Raw genomic sequence first — 5,804 nt, forward strand, 5'->3', positions numbered from 1 at the left:
TGGCGACGTCGCCCAGGTGCCGGTACGCGTACCAGAAGCGCCGGCACTGGATGATCATCGGCAGCACCGCCGCCACCGCGTAGCGGTTGCGGCAGGCCGCATGGTTGACGCGGTCGAGCTGCTGGTCGACCCGCATGTAGGCTTCCAGGTCCTGGCGCTCGGCCGCCTCGGCCATCCGCGCCGCGCAGGCCTGTAGTGCGCTGCGCTGCGCCGGCGACGCGCGCCGCGCCGAGCAGCAGGCGATCAGCCGCTCCAGCGGCCGGCGCGCTTCCAGCAGGTCCAGGTGCTCGGCCAGCGGCATGTCGCTGACCAGCAGGCCGCGGCGCGGCTGCTGCACGATCAGGCCGCTGGCCACCAGCCGCATCAGCGCCTCGCGCGTGGGCGTGCGGCCCAGCCCGATCCGCGCGATCAGGTCCGACTCCACCACCGGCGCCCCGGGGCGCAGCTGCAGCGTCGCGATCAGCGACTCGATCGCGTCATAAGCCTGGTCCGCCTGACGGCGCTTGTCGACGTCCTGCAGCTCGGGGGTGTCTGAAGTCATGGGCGCGGATCATCGCAGGTCCGCCATGCCGGCGGTATGGGATTGAGTTTGCGCAGGTCAACCCCAGTTAAATCCGCGTCCGGCGGGCGCCGGTCCGGCCGGATGGGCCGCATACAATCACCGGCTCTTTCGTACGCGCGGGCCTGGTCCGCGCGGCGCCCGGGTCTCCGCGCCCGCGCCAACGCCTTTCCTGAGGGATATCGACGTGTTTATTTCCAACGCTTTTGCCCAGACCGCCGGGGCCGCTGCCGACCCGATGGGCGGCTTCGTGCAGATGCTGCCCATCGTGGGCCTGTTCGTCGTCATGTATTTCGTGATGATCCGCCCCCAGATGAAGCGGCAGAAGGAGCACAAGGCGATGGTCGAGGCCCTGGCCAAGGGCGACGAGGTCATCACCGCGGGCGGCATGCTCGGCAAGGTCAGCAAGATCGGCGAGCAATACCTGACCGTCGAGATCGCCTCCGGCGTCGAGATCCAGGTCCAGCGCAGCTCCGTCGTGCAGGTCCTGCCCAAGGGCACGGTCTCCAAGTAACCCGCCCCCACCCCGGAGCGCACTGCGCTCCCTGACGACCCGGCCCGTGCATCGCACCGGCCGGGTCCGTTTTCAGAGGCGCCGCCCAAGGCGCCTGGTTTGCAGAGGATCTCCTCATGAACCGTTATCCGCTGTGGAAGTACGCGCTGCTGCTCGTGGCGCTGCTCGTCGGCCTGATCTACACGCTGCCCAACCTGTTCGGCGAAGCGCCGGCGGTACAGGTGTCCAGCGCCAAGGTCACCGTCAGGGTCGACGACACCGTCCGCCAGCGCGTCGAGCAGGCCATCACCCAGGCCGGCGTCACGCCTGATTTCGTGCATCTGGAAGCCGGCTCGATCCGTGCCCGGTTCCACGACACCGATGCCCAGATCAAGGCCAAGGACGCGATCGCCAAGGCGCTCAACGGCGACGAGACCTCCGACCCGACCTACATCGTGGCGCTCAACCTGGTGTCGCGCAGCCCCGAGTGGCTGACGGCGCTGCACGCGTTCCCGATGTACCTGGGCCTGGACCTGCGCGGCGGCGTGCACTTCCTGATGCAGGTCGACATGAAGGCCGCGCTGACGAAGAAGGCCGAATCGATGGCCGCCGACGTCCGCACCATGCTGCGCGACAAGAACATCCGCCACGCCGGCATCAGCCGCGAAGGCAACGACGTGGCGATCAACTTCCGCGACGAGGCCACCCGCACGCAGGCGCAGAACCTGCTGCGCGACCAGGTGCCCGACTTCGCGTGGGTGCCGTCCGGCGCCGGCACCGAGCTGCGCCTGACCGGCTCGCTGACGCCCAAGGCGGTCGTCGCGGTGCAGGACGCCGCGATCAAGCAGAACATCACCACGCTGCACAACCGCGTCAACGAGCTGGGCGTGGCCGAGCCGGTGATCCTGCAGCAGGGCCGCGACCGCGTGGTCGTGCAACTGCCCGGCGTGCAGGACACCGCCAAGGCCAAGGACATCATCGGCCGCACCGCGACGCTGGAGCTGCGCATGGTCGACGACAGCGCCGAGGCCACAGCCGCGCTGAGCGGCACCGGCCCGGTGCCCTTCGGCACCGAGCGCTTCACCGAGAAGGGCGGCGCCCCGATCATCGTCAAGCGCCAGGTGGTGCTGACCGGCGACAACCTGAACGACGCCCAGCCCGGCTTCGACCAGGACCACAACCCCTCGGTCAACCTGAAGGTGGACGCCAAGGGCGCCCGCATCATGAAGGACGTGTCGCGCGAGAGCATCGGCAAGCGCATGGCCATCATCCTGTTCGAGAAGGGCAAGGGCCAGGTCGTGACCGCCCCGGTCATCCGCGGCGAGCTGGGCAACAGCTTCTCGATCACCGGCGGCTCGATGTCGGCCCAGGAGGCCAGCGACACCGCGCTGCTGCTGCGCGCCGGCTCGCTGGCCGCGCCGATGGAGATCATCGAGGAACGCACCATCGGCCCGTCGCTGGGCAAGGAGAACATCGACAAGGGCATCGCGTCGGTCACCTGGGGCTTCGTCGCCGTGGCGATCTTCATGTGTCTGTACTACATGATGTTCGGCGTCTTCTCCGCGGTGGCGCTGGGCTTCAACCTGCTGCTGCTGCTGGCGGTGCTGTCGATGCTGCAGGCCACGCTGAGCCTGCCCGGCATCGCGGCCATCGCGCTGGTGCTGGGCATGGCCATCGACGCCAACGTGCTGATCAACGAGCGCGTGCGCGAGGAACTGCGCGCCGGCCTGGCGCCCCAGCAGGCCATCCATGCCGGCTACGAGCGCGCCTGGGCGACCATCCTGGACTCCAACGTGACCACGCTGATCGCGGGCCTGGCGCTGCTGGCCTTCGGCTCGGGCCCGATCAAGGGCTTCGCGGTCGTGCACTGCCTGGGCATCGTGACCTCGATGATCTCGTCGGTGATGTTCTCGCGCGGCCTGGTCAACCTCTGGTACGGACGCCGCAAGCGCCTGAAGGCCGTCTCCATCGGCACCGTCTGGAAGCCCGGCCCGGCCGCGGCCGCCGACGACACGGCCGCCGAGGCTCAATAAGGGCTGCGGCCCCCCGAAGAGAAGCGAGCGCACAACGCCATGGAATTCTTCCGAATCAAACGGGACATCCCGTTCATGAAGCACGCGTTGATCCTCAACGCCGTGTCCTTCCTCACCTTCATCGCCGCGGTGTTCTTCCTGGTCACCAAGGGCCTGCATTTCTCGATCGAGTTCACCGGCGGCACGGTGGTCGAGGTGCAGTACGCCCAAGCGGCCGACATCAACCGCACGCGTCAGATCGTCGAGCAGATGGGCTTTGGCGAGATCCAGGTGACCAACTTCGGCACCGCGCGCGACGTCATGATCCGCCTGCCGATCAAGCCCGGCGTGAAGCAGGACCAGGTGGCCGGCCAGGTCTTCTCGGCGCTGTGCAAGGCGGATCAGGGCCAGGTGGTCGCGCACAAGGAGGTCACGCCGCAGGGCGAGTCGGTCGAGCGGCAGGCCTGCGCGGTCGGCGCAGCGGAGCCGCTGAAGATGACCCGCAGCGAACTCGTCGGTCCGTCGGTCGGCGCGGAGCTGGCGCACGATGCCGCGATGGCGCTGGGCTTCACGGTGATCGGCATCATGCTGTACCTGGCCTTCCGCTTCGAGTGGAAGTTCGCCGTGGCCGGCATCATCGCCAACCTGCACGACGTGGTGATCATCCTGGGCTTCTTCGCCTACTTCCAGTGGGAGTTCTCGCTGGCGGTGCTGGCGGCGATCCTGGCGGTGCTGGGCTACTCGGTGAACGAGTCGGTGGTCATCTTCGACCGGATCCGCGAGGCCTTCCGCAAGTACCGCAAGCTGAACACCCACGAGATCATCGACCACGCGATCACGTCGACGATCAGCCGCACGATCATCACGCACGGCTCGACGCAGATGATGGTGCTGTCGATGCTGCTGTTCGGCGGCCCGACGCTGCACTACTTCGCGGTGGCGCTGACGATCGGCATCCTGTTCGGCATCTATTCGTCGGTCTTCGTGGCCGCGGCGATCGCGATGTGGCTGGGCGTCAAGCGCGAGGACCTGGTCAAGGCCGGCCCCGCGAAGCAGGGCGACCCGGACGACCCCAACGCCGGGGCGGTCGTGTAGTAGAGTCGTCCGCACTCCTCAACCTCACGCTCGATGACTGCCGCCGACGCAAGATCCCAGGCCCTGGCTTCGCAAGCGCGGCGCGTCCACACGGAGGTGCTGCTGCGAGGGCTGCCCGCCATGGTGGCGGTGCTGACCACCGCGGTGCAGGACCAGCTCGCGCAGCCAGCCGAGCATTCCCTGCAGATGGCCCGGCGCGATGCGTTCGAGGCGTGGCAGCGCGCCGCGACGCCCTGGCATGCGCGGCTGGGCAAGTCGCTGCGGCACGCGTACCACCATGGCGCGGGCGACTCGCGGTCGGCCTCGCTGTCGTCGCGTCCGCAGAATCTCTCCCTGGTCAGCGACGACACGATCGAGCGCGAGATCATCGCTTCGCGGCTCGCGCTGGCGATGATGGACAAGGCGAGCTGGGAGTTCAGCGACCTGCGCAATCGGATGCAGGCGCTGGAGCGCGTCGAGGACCTGGCGCAGCAGGACCTGCTGCGCGCTCAGGTGCTGGCGCGGCTGGTGCTCGATGCCTGGTTCGAGGCCGGGCTGAGCAGTTCGGTGTGGCAGATGCTGCAGCGCTGGCTGCACCATGAGTTCTCCCAGCTCCTGAATGAGGCCTATCACGAGGCCAACCACTGGTTGATCCAGCAGGGCGTGATGCCCGAGGTCGACCTGCGGCCCTTCATCCGGCGCAACGCGCCAGCGAGCGGTCAGACGCAGGCGGCGCCGCTGGGGCCGGCGCCCGTTCACGCGCATGGCGCTGTCGCGCCCTCGTCGTCGGCTTACGGCGCCTCCGCGGCGGCGACCGCCGCCGCGGCCACGCCGGCCAGTCAGTCCGCTCAGCAGGTGATGGCGCAACTGCAGCGCGTGCTCGCGCGCCATGTGCCGGAACTCGCGCAATCCCAGACTTCATCGCCGGCTCGCGCCGCGGGCATGCCGGGCGGGACGCCGCCGCCCGGACCGGCAACGCGCAGCGGCCTGCCCGCCGCCCCTGCGGCGGGTCCGTCGACGCGTGCCGGGTCCCCGCGCCTGAGTGCCGCCATCAATCACGCCCAGGAGGCCGTGCAGCGGCGTGCCGACCGGGTCGCGACGGTGGATCAGCAACTGACCGCGCCGCAGGCCCTGGATGAGATCCGCCAGCGCAACCAAGCGCTGAAGCAGGTCCTGAAGTCCGCCGCCGACACGCCGGCCGAGCGCGCCACGATCGAGCTGGTCGCGCTGCTGTTCCAGGCCATCCTGCAGGAGGAGCGCATCCCGCCGGCGATCCGGGTGTGGTTCGCGCGGCTGCAGATGCCGGTGCTGCGGGTCGCCGTCGGCGAGCCGGACTTCTTCGCCACCGACGACCATCCCGCGCGCCGCCTGATCGACCGCATGGGCTCCTGCGTCATGGGCTTCAGCACCTCGACCGCCGAGATCGGCGACGCGCTCGAGCGCGAGATCAAGCGCGTCGTGCAGGTCGTCGAGGCCTATCCGGACACCGGCCGGCGCGTCTTCCAGACGGTGCTCACCGAGTTCGAGAAATTCCTCGATCACTACTTCGAGCAGGAGAACGAGGTCTCGAAGAAGGGCGTGTCGCTGGCGCAGCAGGTCGAGCAGCGCGAGACGCTGGCGATCCAGTACACGATCGAGCTGCGCAAGATGCTGTCCGAGGTGCCGG

At 68.9% G+C, this 5,804-nt stretch carries 5 protein-coding genes; 4 read left to right on the forward strand and 1 reads right to left on the reverse strand.

The genetic code is table 11. The features are described 5' to 3' along the window. Window positions 1-541: GntR family transcriptional regulator (locus ABDW61_RS26405; protein ID WP_343643064.1), on the reverse strand; the 541-nt coding region annotated here is incomplete at its 3' end. 205 nt (window positions 542-746) lie between these two features. Here ABDW61_RS26405 and yajC point away from each other — a divergent pair. From yajC to ABDW61_RS26425, 4 genes are all read left to right on the forward strand, one after another. Next, entirely contained in the window at window positions 747-1,073 is a 327-nt protein-coding gene (gene yajC, locus ABDW61_RS26410; protein WP_343643066.1) for a preprotein translocase subunit YajC, read from the forward strand. Between the two features lie 116 nt (window positions 1,074-1,189). Beyond that, entirely contained in the window at window positions 1,190-3,085 is a 1,896-nt protein-coding gene (secD, locus tag ABDW61_RS26415; protein ID WP_343643068.1) for a protein translocase subunit SecD, read from the forward strand. Between the two features lie 39 nt (window positions 3,086-3,124). Then, window positions 3,125-4,159 carry a protein translocase subunit SecF gene (gene secF / locus ABDW61_RS26420; protein ID WP_343643070.1) on the forward strand — a complete coding sequence of 345 codons (1,035 nt, stop codon included), beginning with the start codon at window positions 3,125-3,127 and terminating at the stop codon, window positions 4,157-4,159. A 33-nt stretch (window positions 4,160-4,192) separates the two neighbouring features. Continuing rightward, window positions 4,193-5,804, forward strand: a 1,612-nt coding sequence (locus tag ABDW61_RS26425) for a DUF1631 family protein (RefSeq protein WP_343643071.1), incomplete at its 3' end; no start/stop codon positions are given.

The sequence above is a fragment of the Roseateles sp. genome, assembly GCF_039595595.1.
In the GTDB taxonomy this organism is placed as follows: Bacteria; Pseudomonadota; Gammaproteobacteria; order Burkholderiales; family Burkholderiaceae_C; genus Roseateles.